The organism is Streptomyces sp. R11, assembly GCF_041051905.1.
In the GTDB taxonomy this organism is placed as follows: Bacteria; Actinomycetota; Actinomycetes; order Streptomycetales; family Streptomycetaceae; genus Streptomyces.
The window spans coordinates 3,887,118-3,903,976 of record NZ_CP163432.1 but is presented as its reverse complement, the minus strand read 5'-3'; the positions used below and the strand labels follow the sequence as shown (position 1 = coordinate 3,903,976).

Annotated in this window: 15 protein-coding genes; 10 read left to right on the top strand and 5 right to left on the bottom strand. The window is 71.1% G+C overall.

Features of this window, described 5'->3' with window-relative positions; all coding sequences use genetic code 11:
• The first annotated feature begins 9 nt into the window (after positions 1-9).
• The 4 genes from AB5J55_RS17665 to AB5J55_RS17650 all read left to right on the top strand — a co-directional run bounded on the left by AB5J55_RS17665 (position 10) and on the right by AB5J55_RS17650 (position 3,704).
• Positions 10-1,605, top strand: coding sequence for a flavin-containing monooxygenase (locus AB5J55_RS17665; protein ID WP_369271611.1), 1,596 nt, complete (start codon positions 10-12; stop codon positions 1,603-1,605).
• Positions 1,602-2,546: an alpha/beta fold hydrolase gene (locus AB5J55_RS17660; RefSeq protein WP_369271610.1), complete on the top strand. Its 945-nt coding sequence runs from the start codon at positions 1,602-1,604 to the stop codon at positions 2,544-2,546. The genes AB5J55_RS17665 and AB5J55_RS17660 overlap by 4 nt, the downstream gene beginning before the upstream one ends.
• Entirely contained in the window at positions 2,543-3,427 is an 885-nt protein-coding gene (locus AB5J55_RS17655; protein ID WP_369271609.1) for an SDR family oxidoreductase, read from the top strand. The genes AB5J55_RS17660 and AB5J55_RS17655 overlap by 4 nt, the downstream gene beginning before the upstream one ends.
• A gap of 88 nt (positions 3,428-3,515) precedes the next feature.
• Complete coding sequence (locus tag AB5J55_RS17650; protein ID WP_369271608.1) at positions 3,516-3,704, top strand: hypothetical protein; 189 nt, start codon at positions 3,516-3,518, stop codon at positions 3,702-3,704.
• A gap of 135 nt (positions 3,705-3,839) precedes the next feature.
• On the opposite strand, the gene AB5J55_RS17645 is transcribed toward AB5J55_RS17650, so the two are convergent.
• The gene (locus AB5J55_RS17645; RefSeq protein WP_369271607.1) at positions 3,840-7,073 is read right to left on the bottom strand and encodes a S41 family peptidase; all 3,234 of its coding nucleotides are present in this window, start codon (positions 7,071-7,073) and stop codon (positions 3,840-3,842) included.
• 164 nt (positions 7,074-7,237) lie between these two features.
• Between AB5J55_RS17645 and AB5J55_RS17640 the strand changes: the two genes are divergently transcribed.
• The 3 genes from AB5J55_RS17640 (at position 7,238) to AB5J55_RS17630 (ending at position 11,600) form a co-directional block, all read left to right on the top strand.
• Entirely contained in the window at positions 7,238-7,837 is a 600-nt protein-coding gene (locus AB5J55_RS17640; protein ID WP_369271606.1) for a TetR/AcrR family transcriptional regulator, read from the top strand.
• Positions 7,838-7,938: 101 nt separating this feature from the next.
• A complete protein-coding gene (locus tag AB5J55_RS17635) occupies positions 7,939-10,188 on the top strand; it encodes an MMPL family transporter (protein ID WP_369271605.1) in 2,250 nt (749 codons plus the stop codon).
• Positions 10,189-10,442: 254 nt separating this feature from the next.
• Positions 10,443-11,600, top strand: coding sequence for a serine hydrolase domain-containing protein (locus tag AB5J55_RS17630; protein WP_369271604.1), 1,158 nt, complete (start codon positions 10,443-10,445; stop codon positions 11,598-11,600).
• A gap of 43 nt (positions 11,601-11,643) precedes the next feature.
• Here AB5J55_RS17630 and AB5J55_RS17625 read toward each other — a convergent pair whose 3' ends face one another.
• Positions 11,644-11,919, bottom strand: a complete 276-nt coding sequence (locus AB5J55_RS17625; protein WP_369271603.1) for a DUF1876 domain-containing protein — start codon at positions 11,917-11,919, stop codon at positions 11,644-11,646.
• Positions 11,920-12,216: 297 nt separating this feature from the next.
• On the opposite strand from AB5J55_RS17625, the gene AB5J55_RS17620 reads away from it, so the two are divergent.
• The 3 genes from AB5J55_RS17620 (at position 12,217) to AB5J55_RS17610 (ending at position 14,874) form a co-directional block, all read left to right on the top strand.
• The gene (locus AB5J55_RS17620) at positions 12,217-13,728 is read left to right on the top strand and encodes a metallophosphoesterase (protein ID WP_369271602.1); all 1,512 of its coding nucleotides are present in this window, start codon (positions 12,217-12,219) and stop codon (positions 13,726-13,728) included.
• 19 nt (positions 13,729-13,747) lie between these two features.
• Positions 13,748-14,461: a class I SAM-dependent methyltransferase gene (locus AB5J55_RS17615; RefSeq protein ID WP_369271601.1), complete on the top strand. Its 714-nt coding sequence runs from the start codon at positions 13,748-13,750 to the stop codon at positions 14,459-14,461.
• 137 nt (positions 14,462-14,598) lie between these two features.
• Positions 14,599-14,874, top strand: a complete 276-nt coding sequence (locus AB5J55_RS17610; RefSeq protein WP_369271600.1) for a hypothetical protein — start codon at positions 14,599-14,601, stop codon at positions 14,872-14,874.
• A gap of 44 nt (positions 14,875-14,918) precedes the next feature.
• Here the strand turns inward: AB5J55_RS17610 and AB5J55_RS17605 are convergent, their stop codons facing one another.
• The 3 genes from AB5J55_RS17605 to AB5J55_RS17595 form a co-directional block, all read right to left on the bottom strand.
• Positions 14,919-15,764, bottom strand: a complete 846-nt coding sequence (locus AB5J55_RS17605) for an EamA family transporter (RefSeq protein ID WP_369271599.1) — start codon at positions 15,762-15,764, stop codon at positions 14,919-14,921.
• Complete coding sequence (locus AB5J55_RS17600; protein WP_369271598.1) at positions 15,761-16,267, bottom strand: YbaK/EbsC family protein; 507 nt, start codon at positions 16,265-16,267, stop codon at positions 15,761-15,763. The genes AB5J55_RS17605 and AB5J55_RS17600 overlap by 4 nt, the downstream gene beginning before the upstream one ends.
• Before the next feature lie 64 nt (positions 16,268-16,331).
• A complete protein-coding gene (locus tag AB5J55_RS17595; RefSeq protein ID WP_369271597.1) occupies positions 16,332-16,781 on the bottom strand; it encodes an organic hydroperoxide resistance protein in 450 nt (149 codons plus the stop codon).
• Between the last annotated feature and the right edge of the window lie 78 nt (positions 16,782-16,859).

The window sequence follows — 16,859 nt, the reverse complement described above, 5'->3', positions numbered from 1 at the left end:
GGCACAGGCATGGCCGAACGCGAACATGTGCGGGTCGCGGTGGTCGGGTCCGGGTTCGGCGGGCTGGGGGCCGCCGTACGGCTGCGGCGCGAGGGCGTCACCGACTTCGTCGTCCTGGAGCGGGCCGACAGCGTGGGCGGCACCTGGCGGGACAACAGTTATCCGGGGTGTGCGTGTGACGTGCCGTCCCATCTGTACTCCTTCTCCTTCGCGCCCAATCCCGACTGGCCGCGTACCTTCTCCGGCCAGCAGCACATCCGCGCCTACCTGGAGCACGTCACCGACGTCTTCCGGCTGCGGCCGCACATCCGCTTCAACTCGGAGGTGCAGCGGATGACCTGGAACGCCGAGCGGCTGTGCTGGGACATCGAGACCAGCGCGGGGAATCTGTCGGCCGACCTCGTCGTCTCCGCCACCGGGCCGCTGTCCGACCCGAAGACGCCGGACATCCCGGGGCTCGACTCCTTCCCGGGCAAGGTCTTCCACTCCGCCCGCTGGGACCACGACTTCGACCTGCGGGGCAAGCGGGTCGCGATGGTCGGCACCGGCGCCTCCGCCATCCAGATCGTGCCGTCCATCCAGCCGCAGGTCGAGCGGCTCACGCTCTTCCAGCGCACCCCGCCGTGGGTCCTGCCCCGCGTCGACCGTGCCATCAGCGGCGTCGAGCGTTCCCTGCACCGGGCCCTGCCCCTCACCGCGCAACTGCGCCGTGGACTGCTGTGGGGCATCCGGGAGCTGCAGGTCCAGGCGTTCACCAAGCGCCCCAACGAGCTCGGCCTGATCGAGCAGTTGGCCAAGCGCAACATGGCCCGCTCCATCAAGGACCCGGCCCTGCGCGCCAAGCTGACCCCCGACTACCGCATCGGCTGCAAGCGGATCCTGCTGAGCAGTGAGTACTACCCGGCGCTCGCCCAGCCCAACGTGGACCTCGTCGCCAGCGGTCTGAGCGAGATTCGCGGCTCGACCCTCGTCGCCGCCGACGGCAGCGAGGCCGAGGTCGACGCGATCGTCTTCGGTACCGGGTTCCACGTCACCGACATGCCGATCGCGGACCGGGTGGTGGGCCCGGAGGGGCAGACCCTCGCCGAGTCGTGGAAGGGCGGGATGGAGGCGCTGCGCGGCGCGTCCGCCGCCGGGTTCCCGAACTGGATGACGATCATCGGGCCCAACACGGGGCTCGGGAACTCGTCCATGATCCTCATGATCGAGTCCCAGCTGAACTACATGGCCGACTTCGTGAAGCAGTTGAACGTCCTCGGCGGACGCGCGGCTCTGGACGCCCGGCCCAGCGCCGTGCACGCCTGGAACCGGCGCGTTCAGGAGCGCATGAAGCGGACGGTGTGGAACACGGGCGGCTGCACCAGCTGGTACCTGGACGCCAGCGGCCGCAACACGACCGTCTGGCCCGGTACGACGACCGAGTTCCGGCGGGCCACGCGGCGGGTTGATCTGGCGGAGTACGAGCTCCTGCGAGCGCCGGCCGAGAAGATCGCCACGTCAGAGGACGCCAAGTCCAAGGACAGCAAGTCGCAGGATGGCAAGTCGCAGGATGGCAACGCGAAGAGCGGCAAGTCCAAGGACGCCAAGTCTGGGGTGACCGCGTGAGCCGGCTGATGCACGTCGCGACCGGGCCGTACGCCCCGCCCGCCCCCGCCCGCGAGCTGACGGCGATATCCGCCGACGGCGCCCGCCTGCACGTGGAGGTGCACGGCCCCGTCGACGACACGGCCGCGCCCGCCGTCGTGCTCGCGCACGGCTGGACCTGTTCGACCGCCTTCTGGGCGGCGCAGATCCGGGAGCTGGCCGTCGACCACCGGGTCATCGCCTACGACCAGCGCGGCCACGGACGCAGTCCGGCGAGCCCGGCGTGCAGCAGCGACGCTCTCGCCGACGACCTCGAAGCCGTACTGGAGGCCACGCTCGCACCCGGCGAGAAGGCCGTGATCGTCGGGCACTCCATGGGCGGCATGACGGTGATGGCCGCCGCCGGCCGCCCGGGGCTCCGCGCGCACGCCGCCGCGGTCCTGCTGTGCAGCACGGGCGCCTCGCGGCTGGTCGCCGAGTCCACGGTCGTACCGATGCGGCCGGGGCGGCTGCGGACCTGGCTGACCAAGCACATCCTCGGCTCCCGGGCGCCGCTCGGGCCGGTCACGCCGGTCGCCAGGTCGATCCTCAAGTACGCGACGATGGGCCCCGGTTCGGCCCCGCACATGGTCGAGGCGTGCGCGCGGATCGTGCACGCGTGCCCGCGCAGGGTGCGACACGCCTGGTCGAACGTGCTGGATCTGCTCGATCTCGACCATGGCGTACGGCAGTTGACGGTGCCGACCGCGGTGGTCGTGGGCACGGCCGACCGCCTGACTCCGCCGGTGCACGCCCGCTCGCTGGCCGCCGCGCTGCCGCACTGCCTCGGCGTCACCGAACTGCCCGGCCTCGGGCACATGACACCGGTCGAGGCGCCCGAGCTGGTGACCGGGAAGATACGCGAACTGGCAATGACATACCCGCAGGCCAAGACGTACACGCAGGTCAAGGAGGGCGCATGAGCAGGGTGAGCCTCGAAGGACAGGTCGCCGTCGTCACGGGGGCGGCGCGGGGCGTCGGGGAGCTGCTCGCCCGCAAGCTCTCGGCGCGCGGCGCGAAGGTGGCGCTCGTGGGGCTGGAGGCGGACGCCCTCAAGCAGGTCTCCGCACGGCTGCACAGCGACAGCGACCACTGGTACGCCGACGTGACGGACCACGAGGCGATGGCGCGGGTGGCGCGGGAGGTGAAGGAACGGTTCGGGAAGGTCGACATCGTCGTCGCCAACGCGGGTGTCGCCAGCGGGGGACCGTTCGTGGACTCCGACCCGGAGGCATGGCGGCGGGTCATCGAGGTCAACCTCATCGGGTCGGCGGTGACGGCTCGCGCGTTCCTGCCGGTGCTGATGGAGAGCCGGGGCTATCTGCTCCAGATAGCCTCGCTCGCGGCCATCACCCCGGCGCCGATGATGACCGCGTACTGCGCGTCCAAGTCGGGTGTGGAGGCGTACGCGCACAGCCTGCGGGCCGAAGTCGGTTACAAGGGCGTGCGGGTGGGGGTCGGGTATCTGTCGTGGACCGACACCGACATGGTGCGCGGCGCCGATCAGGACGACGTCATGCGGGAGTTGAGGAAGCGGCTGCCGTGGCCGTCCAACAAGACGTATCCGCTGGGGCCGGCGGTCGACCGGATCGTGGCGGGTATCGAGCGGCGCTCCAGCCATGTCTACGCGCAGTGGTGGCTGCGCGGGATGCAGGGGGTCCGCGGGTATCTGCCGGGGATCATCGGGACCGTGGGGCAACGGGAGATGCGGCGCTTCGGGGACCGGCTGGTGGGGGTGCGGACGGGGCTGGTCGGAGCGGGCGGCGCCGCCGATGAGCAGGAGCGCATTACGCGGCGTGACTGATCGACATGCGCAGGGTTATCGCCCGTGTGAATCTGGTCGAGGCCCCACCGAGGGGCCAACCCCCCACTCACTACGGGAGTGAACCCACATGGGCATGAAGGACCAGTTCAAGGAGAAGTCCGAGCAGCTGCAGGAGCGTGCGCGCCAGCACGGTCAGCAGGAGCGTCCGCGCCAGCACGGTGAGCGTGAGCGTCAGCGGCCGCAGCGTGACGGGGAGCCCGAGCGCATGCGTGAGCGTGAGGACGAGGAGCGGTTCGACGAGGACTACGACCGGTAGTCAGTCGGTTCGCTGAACACGACGCGGGGTGCCCCCTCATTGGTGGGTGCCCCGCGTTTGTGTTGTCGGGTGCGGGTCCGGTGGGGGCTGGTCGCGCAGTTCCCCGCGCCTCCAGGGGGTTGGTGCCGCCGCCTCTCAAGAACGCCGCGGCAATTTTGGTCTTGACCGGTCCGGTACGTGCGCGTAGCCCGGGGGCGTTGCCGGGGGGTTCGTCTCCAGGAGTTCCAGGGCGAGTTCCACCGCGTCCGTCAGCTGGGCGTGGCGGCCCTCCGCCCAGTCCAGCGGTGTCCGCAGGACCTCGACGTCGGGGCTCACCCCCTTGTTCTCGATGCTCCAGCCGTACGCGTCGAACCAGGCCGCGTTCATCGGGACCGTGATCACCGTGCCGTCGCCGAGGCGGTGGCGGCCGGTCATGCCGACGACTCCGCCCCAGGTGCGCTGGCCGACGACCGGGCCCAGTTTGAGGAGTTTGAAGGCGGCCGTGATCATGTCGCCGTCGGAGGAGGTCGCCTCGTCGGCGAGGGCGACGACCGGGCCGCGCGGGGCGTTCGAGGCGTACGACACCGGCTGGGCGTTGCGGGTGAGGTCCCAGCCGAGGATCGTGCGGGTGAGTTTCTCCACGACCAGCTCGCTGATGTGGCCGCCGGCGTTGCCTCGTACGTCGACGATCAGTGCGGGGCGTGACATCTCCATGCGCAGGTCCCGGTTGAACTGGGCCCAGCCCGAGCCGCCCATGTCCGGGATGTGGAGGTAGCCGCAGCGGCCGTCGCTCAAGTCCCGTACGACGGCGCGGCGTTTGGCGACCCAGTCCTGGTAGCGCAGGGGGCGTTCGTCGATGAGGGGGACCACGGCCACGCGGCGCGCCCGGCCGGCCTCGCCCTCCGCCGGCGTGAACGTCAGCTCCACCGTCGTGCCGCCGGCGCCGGCCAGGAGGGGGTAGGGCCCGGTGATCGGGTCCACGGGGCGGCCGTCGACGTGGGTGAGGACCGCGCCCTCCCGGATTCCGGTGCCTGCCAGGGGGGAGCGGGCCTTGGAGTCGGAGGACTCGCCGGGGAGGATGCGCTTGACCATCCAGCCCTCGTCGCGGCGTACGAAGTTGGCGCCGAGCAGGCCCTGCCAGCGCTGGTAGTGGGCCGGGCCCTCGTTGCGGCGGGCTGCGGAGACGTAGGCGTGTGAGGTGCCGAGTTCGCCCAGGACCTCGCGGAGCAGGTCCGCGAACTCGTCGGGGGAGGCGACCCGTTCGACGAGCGGGCGGTACTGGGCGAGGACCGCGTCCCAGTCGATGCCGCACATCTCCGGCTCCCAGAAGTACGCCCGGATCAGCCGGCCCGCCTCCGCGTAGGACTGCCTCCACTCGGCCGTCGGGTCGACCTGGTGCAGGATGCGGCGCAGGTCGATCCACACCGTTGTGTCACTGTCGCCGGACTCGGAGGCCGGGACACCGCGCAGGTCGTTCTCGTCGACCAGGACGAGCCGGGTGCCGTCGCCGCTGACCGCGAACCAGTCGAGGTGGTCGACGAGTTCGGACTTCTTCGCCTTGCTGATGTTGAAGTGTTCGAGGGTCGGCCGGCCGGTCATGTCGTCGGGGTTGGCGAACGTCTCGCCCAGCGCGCCCGAGATGGGCCAGCGCAGCCAGACCAGTCCGCCGCCCGCGACGGGGTACAGCGCCGAGTACTTGGAGGCGGTGACCGGGAAGGGGGTGACCCGGCTCTCCAGGCCCTCGATCTCGACGGTCGGCGCGCCGCCGTCCCCGCCCTCCTCGTCCTCCACCGGGTCCAGGCCGCCGGCCGCGGGGCGGCCCTCCGGGTTGAGGGCGAAGGGGGAGGGGGTCGCGGAGGACAGGGGGACCAGGTAGGGGCGGCAGCCCAGCGGGAAGGACAGGTCGCCGGTGTGGACGTCGTAGACGGGGTCGAAGCCGCGCCAGGAGAGGAAGGCGAGGTAGCGGCCGTCCCGCGTGAACACCGGATTCTCGTCCTCGAAGCGGCCGTTGGTGACGTCGACGATCATCCGGTCCTTTATGCGGGCCAGCTTGATCTGGCGGAGGGTGCGGCCGATGCCGGGGTGCGACCACGTCAGCCAGCTGCCGTCCGGGGAGAAGGCCAGGTCCCGCACCGGGCCGTTGTCGGACCGGATCAGCTCGGTGACCTCGCCGTTGGAGTCCTCCGTCACGTCCAGGAGCAGGAGGCGTCCGTCGTGCGCGGCGATGGCGAGGCGCTCGCCCTGCGGGTCGGCGACCATCTCCAGGACCCGGCCCAGTTCGCCCGAGGCGAGTCGGCGGGGTTCGCGGTCGCCGGTCGCCCTGGGCAGGTAGGCGATCTCGATGGCGTCCTCGCCCTCCGCGTCCGTCACATAGGCGACCTGGCCGACCGAGCCGAGCATCTCCGGGAGCCGGACTCGTACGCCCGGGGTGTCGATGATCGTGCGGGCGGGGCCGTCCCGGTGGGTGAGCCAGTACAGGCTGCCGCGCACGACCACGGCGCTCGCGCGGCCCGTCTCGTCCACGGAGATGCCGTCGACGTGCTGGGCGGCCGGCACCTGGTACGGACGCCGGCCCGCGCGCGGCCCGCTCAGGCGCACGTCGAGCCGGCGCGGCTCGGAGCCCGCGGCGAGGTCCTCCACGATCCACAGGTCGCCCGCGCACTGGTACACCACGCGGGTGCCGTCGCTCGCGGCGTGCCGGGCGTAGAAGGCGTCGTGGTCGGTGTGCCGGCGCAGGTCGGAGCCGTCGTACGCGCACGAGTAGAGGTTTCCGACGCCCTCGTGGTCGGAGAGGAAGGCGATCCGGCCGCCGACGAACATGGGGGAGGCGAGGTGGCCGCCGATGTCCGCGAGCAGGCGTTCGCCGTGCAGCCAGAGCCTGCCCGTGGCACCGCCCCGGTAGCGCTTCCAGGCGGCCGGTTCGTGCGGCGGGGTGCCGGTCAGGAGCAGGGTCTTGCGCTCGCCGTCGAGGTCGGCGACCTGGAGGTCGGAGCACGGGCCCCAGGGGAGTTTGCGGCCGGGGTCGCCGTCCGGGCGGACCTTGTAGGCCCAGGTGAAGTGGGAGAAGGGCTCGCCGTGGGAGGCGACGGCGAGGATCACGCCGTCGGGGGTCCAGCCGCACACCTGGGTGTCGGCCGAGCCCCAGTGGGTGAGCTGGCGGCCGGGGCCGCCGTCCACCGGGACGAGGTGGATCTCGGGGACCAGGCTGCGCCAGCTCGTGTACGCGATGTGGCGGCCGTCGGGGGAGAAGCGGGGGTGGCCGCTCTTGGTGCGGTCCACGGTGAGCCGCCAGGCGCGGGCCGGGCCGTCGAGGGGAGCCAGCCACAGGTCGTCCTCGGCCACGAAGCACAGCAGGTCGTCATGGAGGTGCGGCAGGCGCAGATAGCTCACCTACCCATGCTTTTCCCGGGGACGGACCTCAGCAACTCGTGACATGCCCGGCATAAGGGTGCGCGTGACCCAGGACACGAACGAAACCGTTTCGTTTCGCTCGCGGAATGGGGTACCTTCTAGGTGTACGAAACCGTGTCGTTCGGAGTGGGAGGTGAAGGACCGTGACCGAGGCGGCAACCGCGCGTCGCAGTCGGATCACCCCTGAGCGCGAGGCCGAGTTGTACGAGGCCGTGCTCGACCTGCTCCGGGAGGTCGGCTACGACGCCCTCACGATGGACGCCGTGGCGGCCCGCACCCGGTCCAGCAAGGCGACGCTCTACCGCCAGTGGGGCGGCAAGCCGGAGCTGGTGGCGAAGGCGATCCGGCACAACAAGCCGGGGAGCATCGCCGACGTCGACACCGGGTCCCTGCGGGGCGACCTCCACGCCCTCACGGCACGCGAGGACGACTGCCACATGCAGCAGAACGCCGCGCTGATGCGGGGTCTGTTCATGGCGGTGCACGCCAACCCCGACCTTCTCCGGGCCTTCAAGGAACTGCTCATCGAGCCGGAGATGGAGGAGTTCAACCGGGTGGTCCAGCGGGCCGTCGACCGCGGCGAGATCCGCGCCGACTGCCCCGCGCTGGAGTACGTGGTGCACATGCTCGTCGGCGCGTTCGCCACCCGCACCCTGATCGACGACCAGCCGCCGACACAGGCGTTCCTCATGTCGTACATCGACGCCGTGGTCCTCCCCGCCCTCGGCGCGCCCACCCCCTGACAGTCCCCTGAGCAAGCCCTCCACCTGACGTAACCGCTCACGTCGTCGGGCTGATGACCCCTGCCCACGCACCATCCACGACCTGACCGGGAGACGCCCTCGTGGCCACGTTCCTCTACAAACTCGGCCGGCTCGCCTTCAGGCGACGGCATTTCGTCGCCCTCATATGGGTCGCGCTGCTCACCCTCGCCGGTGTGGGCGCGGCCAGCGCGCCCGCCGCGGGCACGACGTCCTTCTCGATCCCCGGCACCGAGGCGCAGAAGGCCTTCGACCTGCTGGAACAGCGCTTCCCCGGCATGAGCGCCGACGGCGCCACCGCCCGGGTCGTCTTCAAGGCGCCGGACGGGCAGAAGATGACGGACGCCGGCAACAAGGCGACCGTCGAGGACACCGTCAAGGAGCTGTCCGACGGCTCCGAGGTGGCCTCCGTCGCCGACCCGTACACCGCGCAGGCCGTCAGCAAGGACGGCACGGTCGCCTACGCGTCGGTGAAGTACGACGTCTCCGGCATGGAACTGCAGGACTCCTCGCGCGACGCCCTGGAGGACGCCGCGCAGGACGCGCGGGACGCCGGGCTGACCGTGGAGATCGGCGGTGACGCGCTGCAGACGGTGCCGCACACCGGCGCCACGGAGATCATCGGCATCGGCGTCGCCGCGGTCGTCCTCGTCATCACCTTCGGCTCGCTCATCGCGGCCGGGCTCCCGCTGCTGACCGCCCTGATCGGTGTCGGCATCGGCATCTCGACGATCACGGCCCTGGCGAGCACGCTGGAGCTGGGTTCCACGACCTCGACGCTGGCGATGATGATCGGCCTGGCGGTCGGCATCGACTACGCCCTGTTCATCGTCTCCCGCTACCGCGCCGAGCTGGCCGAGGGCCGCGAGCGCGAGGAGGCGGCCGGCCGGGCCGTCGGCACCGCCGGCTCGGCGGTGGTCTTCGCCGGTCTGACGGTGGTGATCGCGCTGGTCGGCCTGTCGGTCGTCAACATCCCGATGCTGACGAAGATGGGCATCGCGGCGGCCGGCACGGTCGTGATCGCGGTACTGATCGCGCTGACGATGATCCCGGCCCTGCTCGGGTACGCCGGCAAGAAGGTGCAGCCCGCCGGGAAGAAGAGCCGGTGGATGGGCGGCAAGCGGGCCGACAAGAAGGCGGCCTCCGGCAGCGAGGCGGGCAGGCCGGCCAAGCCGAACCTGGGCACCCGCTGGGCCAGCTTCGTCGTACGCCGCCCGATCGCCATCCTCCTGCTGGGTGTCGTGGGCCTCGGCGCCGCGGCCATCCCCGCGAGCTCCCTCGAACTGGGTCTCGGCGACGACGGCTCGCAGCCGACGTCCACCACGCAGCGCCGGGCGTACGACCTCCTGTCCGACGGCTTCGGGCCCGGCTTCAACGGCCCGCTGATGGTGGTGGTCGACGCCAAGGGCAGCGGGGACCCGGACGCCGCCTTCAAGCAGGTCGGCGACGACATCAAGGGCATCAAGAACGTCGTGGCGGTGACGCCGGCGGCGCCCAACAAGGCGGGCGACACGGCGACGATCACGGTGATCCCGGACGCCAAGCCGTCTTCCGTCACGACCGAGGACCTGGTCCACGCCATCCGCGACAAGGGCGCGGAGGTGAAGGCCGACACCGACGCGACCGTGCTGGTCACCGGCAGCACGGCGATGAACATCGACGTCTCGGAGAAGCTGAACGACGCGCTGCTGCCGTACCTGGCGCTGGTGGTCGGCCTCGCCTTCCTGCTCCTGATCGTGGTCTTCCGTTCGATCCTGGTCCCGCTGAAGGCGGCGCTCGGCTTCCTGCTGAGCGTGATGGCGGCGCTGGGCGCGGTGGTCGCGGTCTTCCAGTGGGGCTGGTTCGCGGGCCTCATGGGCGTGGAGGAGACCGGCCCGGTGATGTCCATGATGCCGATCTTCATGGTGGGCGTCGTCTTCGGCCTGGCGATGGACTACGAGGTGTTCCTCGTGACGCGGATGCGCGAGGCGTACGTCCACGGCGAGAAGCCGAGCCAGGCGGTGGTGACCGGGTTCAAGTACGGCGCCCGGGTGGTCTCGGCGGCCGCGGTGATCATGATTGCGGTGTTCGCGGGCTTCATCGGCTCCAGCGAGTCCATGGTCAAGATGATCGGCTTCGGCCTGGCGATCGCGGTGTTCTTCGACGCCTTCATCGTCCGGATGGCCATCGTCCCGGCGGTCCTGGCCCTGCTCGGCAAGAAGGCCTGGTGGCTCCCGAAGTGGCTGGACCGTGCCCTGCCGAACGTGGACGTGGAGGGCGAGGGCCTGCGCACGGACGCCGAGGCGAAGGGGTCCGAGGACCCCGACGAGGACCGGGCGCTGGTGCGCGCCTGACGGGCCGCCTCTGAAGTACCACCCTTGAAGTGACAGGCCGGCCGGTGAGGGCTCCGTGGGGACGGGTTGCCCTCACCGGCTTCTTCATGTGTCCAACTGCGTTTTCTCGACCGGCCCGAGCGGCCGAGACGTCGGCCACACAATGGAATCGAAGACCGCGAACACGTGTTGGGATGACTGTCGAAGGCGCACGAGCCGGTCGCGGGGCAGAGCCGGCCGGCCGCGGAACGAGACAGTCGCAGGGGAGCACGGGCGTGGACGTGAACGGCACAGTGGCCGAGGGCTTCGAGCCGGTCCGGGAGGCGTTCATACGGAACTTCGGCACGCTCGGGGAGCGCGGCGCGGCCGTCGCCGTGTACCGGGACGGGCGCAAGGTCGTCGACCTGTGGGCCGGCACGAAGGACGTCGACGGCACGCAGCCGTGGCAGCACGGCACCGCGCAGGTCGTGCGCTCGGCGACCAAGGGCGTCGCCGCCGCCGTACCCCTGATCCTGCGGCAGCGTGGAGAACTGGACCTGGACGCGCCGGTGGGTGAGTACTGGCCGGAGTTCAAGGCGCGCGGCAAGGAGCGGCTGCTGGTCCGGCACGTGCTGAACCACCGCGCCGGGCTCCCGGTGCTCGACCGCCCGCTCACGCCCGAGGAAGCGCTCGACCCGCACCGCGGCCCCGAGGCGGTGGCCGCTCAGGCGCCCGCGTGGGTGCCGGGCACCGACCACGGCTATCACGCGCTGACGTACGGCTGGCTGCTGGACGGGCTGGTGCGCCGGGTGACCGGGCGGTGGGCCGGCGAGTGGCTCGCGGCGGAGATCGCCGGTCCGCTCGGCCTCGACCTGTGGCTCGGGCTGCCGGAGTCCGAGGCGGGCCGGGTGGGCCGTACGGGCCGGGTCGAGGGACCCGATCCGGCGGGCGGGCTCCGCGCACGTCCGAAGCGCTCGGTCACCGAGGCCTATCAGGACCCGACCTCCCTCACGCGCCGCGCCTTCGCCGCGATCACCCCCTTCCCCGACCAGAACGACCCCGCCTACCTCGCCGCCGCCCTACCCGCGACGAACGGAATCGCGACGGCCGACGGTCTCGCCCGCTTCTACGCCGCGCTCATCGGCGAGGTCGACGAGGTGCGGCTCTTCGACCCGGCGACGATGGAACTGGCGCGGGCGCAGGAGTCAGCCGGTCCGGACCGCGTCCTGGTGGTCAACACCCGTTTCGGTCTGGGCTACATGCTGCACGGCAGCGCGTCCCCGCTGCTGGGTCCGGGCTCCTTCGGCCACCCCGGCCGCGGCGGCGCCCTCGGCTTCGCCGACCCGGAGACGGGGATCGCCTTCGGCTATGTGACGAACGGCTTCCGCAAGACGGTGACGGCGGATCCGAGGGCGCAGGCGTTGATACGGGCGGTGCGGGCGGCGCTCGCCTAGCGTGCGGTGGTCGCGTCGCGCGCAGTGTTCGCGCGGCGTGAGGTCAGACGTGGATGGGGTGGGACGTTCGCCCCGACGCCTGGTCGATCTCACTGTGCGCTTTGGTGAGCATCTGCATCGCGAGCTCGTTCAGCGCACGGGCGGCGGCGATCTCCTCGCCGACACGTGGCTGATTCGAGTCCGTGTGGTGCCGTGTGGCGTGGCCGTGGGCGCGTACCTCGCTGCCGTCGGGGAGCCGCACCAGCGCGACCGCCCTGGTGTGGGTCTCGTCCTCCTGGAACTCCATCTCGACGTGCCATCCCACAGTGGTGTGCATCATGACGATCACCTCCGGAATCTCTGCTTCCAGGGTGCGCCTCGGAGGGTGCCGCCGCATAGCCGAGGTCTGCGAACTCCTCACGCCGCACGGCCGGTAATGGGGCGCCTGGTGCCGGAGGGGATGCCTGGGTGCAAAGAGCGCAACTCGGGATCAGTGAGACTCGGCACATCCGTTTCGAGGACCGGCTTCGCGCTGCTTCCATGGAGATGTCGCGTTCCATGGAGATGTCGTGCGCCGGACCTGGCCCCGCCGTCACCGCCACCTCCCCCGTTAACCGCACAGGGCCATATCGAGGACATGCGCTGCTGCTTCTCCGCCCACATCCCCGCTCTCGCAGCACTGTCGGCCTTCCCCGGCCCCTGCGAGGTGCTGCGCTCCGGTGCCCGCCTCGCCCCCGCCCTGCTGCGCTCGGCCTCCGCCGCCGTGCAGCGGGCCCGCTCGCACCACCCCGACGCCCTGACCGCCGTCAACCTCGAACTGGTCACCCTCACCGAGGACAGTGCCGTCATCACCTGGTACACCGGCATCCCCGGCACCGATGACGGCCTGGGCCACCCGCTCCCCGCGATCACCGAGGGCGAGGTCGTCTACGGCACCCACCCCTCCCGGCTCAACCGCACCGCGTCCGTCGACCTGCCGACCGCCCATCACCAGGTCGAGCTCACGGACCTGGAGCCGGGGCAGACGTACTACTACCAGGCCCGCTCACGGGGCGTGACCGCCACACCCACGCCGCTGCATCTGGTGCGCGGCAACGCGGTGGGTACGTCGACATTCGGGTTCGGCGCGAGCGGCGGACCGTACTCCTTCACCACCCCGCAGCCCCCGCCCGGCCGGCACCTGCTGTCGGTGGCGCTCTGCAACGACCTGCACCTCGGCGAGACCACCGCCGGCCTCGTCGGCGGCCTGCCCCTGCTGCGCGGGGTGCCGCAGCAGCCGGGACGCGCGCCGTACCCGGAGCTGATGAGCCGCGCCCTGGTCGAGGAGGCCCGGCGACGCGGGGCGGACCTGCTGCTGGCCGGGGGCGACATCTCGGCCGGCGGCGCGGCGCACGACCTGGGCGAGGCACGGCGGATCCTGGACGGCTTCGGCACCCACGGGCAGGACTACTTCGTCGTACGCGGCAACCACGACCGCTCCGCCGACAACTCCACCTTCCGCACCGCCTTCCCGGGCCTCCCGGGCGGCGCCGGACCCGGATACTTCGCCCGTGACCTCGGCGGGCTGCGGATCATCGGCCTCGACACGTACGTCAAGACCGGCAACGGCGCCGACGCGGGCGGCCTCGGACCCGAGCAACTCGCCTGGTTCCAGGCCGGGTTGAGGGCGGCTCCTGATCAGCCGACGGTGGTGTTCGGCCACCATCCGCTGACCGTGCGGGACTCCGTCTTCCCGGTGACCCGCGGCCAGTGCCTGGAGCGGCGCCAGGCCCGCACCGTCGTCGACGCCTACGCGTCCGCGCCCGGCGTCTTCCTCCACCACGCGGGCCACACCCACCGCAACAAGCGCACCGTGCTGGTCCGCGCCCCGCACGTCACCCAGCAGGAGGTCGCCGCCGCCAAGGAGTACCCCGGCGGCTTCACCCTGCTGCGCATCCACTCCGGCGGCTACGCGCTCAACCACTACAAGGCCGGCGGCCTGGCGGCCCGGCAGTGGAGCGAGCGCAGCCGCCGGGTGGCCGCGGGCCTGTGGCCGCACCACGCGCTGGGCCGCTCGGTCACCGACCGCAACAGCGTCGCGGCCCACGACCTCTCGGGCGTCACACCGCTCTCACGACTCTCACGGAGCGTGAATCGCGAGCAACGGTGAGTGTCCGTAGCATCGGAGCATGGCGACCCTCTGGGACCTCATGCGGGACTGCATCCCCGACGACCATGCCCGTCAGGTCACCTCTCGGTACTACGTCGACGAGGTGATGGGCGCCCCCGGTGCGCCCGGGCTGGTCGTCGACCTGGGATGCGGACGCGGCACGTCGGCCGCGCTCTTCCGCAAGCACGACCCCGAGGTGCGGTGGGTCGGGATCGACATCCGGGACTCACCGGAGGCGGGCCAGCGCACGCCCGGTGGCGACCCGGTGGTGCACTACGACGGAGTCCGTCTCCCGCTCGCCTGCGACTCACTGCCGCTGATCTACTCGCACCAGGTCTTCGAACACGTCGCCCGCCCGCGCGAACTGCTCGCGGAGATCGCCCGGGTGCTGGCGCCCGGCGGCTGCTTCATCGGATCGACGTCCCAGTTCGAGCCGTACCACTCCTTCAGCCTGTGGAACTACACGCCGTACGGCTTCCGGAGGCTGGTCGAGGAGGCGGGGCTCGTGCTGCAGGAGATCCGGCCCTCGCTCGACGGGGTGGCGCTGATCATGCGGAGCTACCTCGGCAGGCCGCCGGAGTACAGCCGTTACTGGGACGAGCAGTCCCCGCTCAACTCCGAGATCGACGAGTGGGCGCGGCACGGTCGCCGCAGGACGGCCCTGGTGAACCTGCGGAAGCTCACCTACTGCGGCCAGTTCGCGTTCCGGGTGGGCAAGCCGGCGCTCGCCTAGGGCGCCGCACTTCTGGCGCAAGATCTCGAAACTCGGCGCGCCGCAGGATTATTTGGGGCATTTCTTACTTAATCTCCCTTAATCGTAAGGGGTCACCCCTTCACGCATTGCATCCACCTCACTCCACCGGAGATGACATGCAGAAGCTTCGCAAGGCCGCCGTCCTGGTCGCCGCCCTGAGCACCGTCGGGTTCCTGGGTGCCGGCGCGGCCCACGCCGACGGCGGGGACCAGTACAAGGTCCAGCAGAGCACCCAGTGCAAGTCCCACGACCTGAACATCGACATCCTCGGCGTCGTCGGTCTGCTCAACGGCGTGCTGGGCAACGGCCTCAACGGCGAGGGCGACTCGGGCAGCCAGAGCACGCACCTCGGCTCGACGATGGGCTGCAACAACAGCGCCTTCGGCGGCTGACCTCCTGACTGGTGAAAGCCCCGGCCCACGGCCGGGGCTTTCGCCTAACCCGTGTGCAGCATCAGCCCGATGCCCACGACCAGCAGCGCGGCCGCCGCGATCCGCGGCGCCCCGAAGCGCTCCTTGAAGAACACCGCCCCTATCGCGGCCCCCACGATGATGGAGGACTCCCGCAGGGCGGCGATCGGCGCCAGTTCGGCCTTCGTCTGTGCCCACAGGACCAGTGCGTACGCGGTGACGGACAGCGCGGCACCGAGCAGTCCCAGCGCGGCGAACGGCCGCAGTACGGCGACCGTCTGTCCGCGCCAGCGCCAGACCGCGTACGCCGGGATGACGAGCCCCTCGACCACCATCAGCCAGGCGATGTAACCGAGGGACGACCCGGAGGCCCGTACGCCCAGACCGTCGATGACGGTGTACGCCGCGATGCTCAGCCCCGTCGCCAGCGCGGCCCCGATCGCGGCCCAGTTGGGCCGGCGCCCGCGCAGCCCCCACAGGGCGACGCCGGTCAGTCCCGCGCAGGACAGAGCGATGCCGGCGGCCCCCCAGCCGTTCGGCACCTCGTGTGCGAACACGGCCGCCAGTACGGCGACCACGAGCGGCGCGGTGCCGCGTGCGATGGGGTAGGCCTGCCCGAAGTCGCCCAGCCGGAAGGACTTCATGAGCAGCGCGAAGTAGACGATGTGGACGAGGGCGGAGGCGAGCAGATACGGCCACGCCTCGGCCGCCGGGAACTCCCCGAAGGGCATGAGGGCCAGCCCGATCACCACCCCGCCGCCGGCGATGAGCGTGAACCCCACCAGCTTGTCGGTGATCTTGTGGGCGATGGCGTTCCAGCCGGCGTGCGTCACGGCCGCGAGCAGGACGGCGGCCGTGACCAGCGGAGTCACGAAGTCTGCTCGCGCACGTCCACCAGAGTGGCACCCGCATGGGCGACCAGGTCCAGGGGCGCCATGGGGAAGACCACGTGCGGGTTCCCGGCGGCGGCCCAGACGACGTCGTGCCCGAGCAGCGAACGATCGGCGAGCACGCGCGTCTTCGTACGGTGCCCGAAGGGCGGTACGCCCCCGATGGCGTACCCGGTGGTCTCCCGTACGACGTCGGCCTTGGCCCGGGTGACCTTCTCGGCGCCGAGTTCCTTCCGCACGAGGTCCAGGTCGACCCGGGACGCTCCGTCCATCAGCACGAGCACGGGGATCCCGTCCGCCGCGAAGATCAGCGACTTGCAGATCTCACTGAGCTCGCACCCGATCGCGGCGGCGGCCTCGGCCGCGGTACGGGTCGCGTCCGGGAACCGGCGCATCCGGGCGTTCAGGTCGCTCAGCCCGAGCTCGTGCAGAGCCTCGGCGAAACGGGGGTGGGCAGGTGATTCCGATGCTTCCGAGGACGTCATGCCCGGCAGGCTAGCTGCCGGATACGTGTGTCACGAACGAATTCCAGGTGCTGAGAGCGGGACCTCAGCCGAGCAGGATCGTGACGTCGATGTTGCCGCGGGTGGCGTTGGAGTACGGGCAGATCTCGTGCGCCGCGTCCACCAGCTTGGCGGCGATATCCGCGTCCAGCACCGGCAGGGAGACGCTGAGGGCGACCGCGAGGCCGTAGCCGCGCTGCTTGTTGGGGCCGATGCCGACCTTCGCGGCGACCGTGGAGCCGGTGAGGTCGTAGCCCTCGCGGTTGCCGACGAGGATCAGCGCGTTGTGGAAGCAGGTGCTGTAGCCGGCGGCGAACAGCTGCTCGGGGTTGGTGCCGTTGCCGTCGCCGCCCAGTTCCGGGGGCATCGCGACCTTGAGCTCGATCTGGCCGTCCTGGCTGGTGACATAGCCGTCCCGGCCGCCGTGCGCGGTGGCCTCGGCGACGTACATGATCTTCGTCGGACGGGTGTCGACGACGGTGCCCTCGTCGGTCATGGTTGGCCCTCCCCCCAGACAGCGCGCATCGAAAGGGCGCGCACAAGTACATTGCGCACAAGGTACTGGCCGGTAGGT